Origin of the sequence: Campylobacter sp. RM12640 (assembly GCF_020137595.1) — a bacterium.
GTDB lineage: Bacteria > Campylobacterota > Campylobacteria > Campylobacterales > Campylobacteraceae > Campylobacter_E.
The window spans coordinates 1-330 of the sequence record NZ_JACGAU010000079.1 but is presented as its reverse complement, the minus strand read 5'-3'; the positions used below and the strand labels follow the sequence as shown (position 1 = coordinate 330).

General features: G+C 24.8%; 1 protein-coding gene. It reads right to left on the bottom strand.

The annotated features are described in order from the left end of the window. Positions 1–144: 144 nt before the first annotated feature. Positions 145–330, bottom strand: a 186-nt coding sequence (locus AVBRAN12640_RS09960) for a hypothetical protein (RefSeq protein ID WP_336609203.1), incomplete at its 5' end; no start/stop codon positions are given.

Below are 330 nucleotides of genomic sequence, written 5' to 3'. Positions count from 1 at the left end.
GAAAACCCATAAATATCTTAATAGCTATTGGATTTATTATTGCTTTATTATTAGTTATAAAATTAATTAGCCTTTTTATTGTAGGTGCTAGTGTAATGGCTATTGGTGGCGTAACTAGATGGTAAGAATAGGAATTTAAAATTCCTATTTTATATAGCTTAAAGATTTTTTAAGCTTTTTTAATCTTTCTAAATCTTTATGCTTTAATTTTAATAAAGTTTCAATTAATTGAGTATGCAAAGCTTGTAATTCTACTAATTCATCTTTACTTAGAGTATCTAGCCAATTGCTATTTATTTTTTCTTCTAGCTCATTGGCTAAACTTTCTAA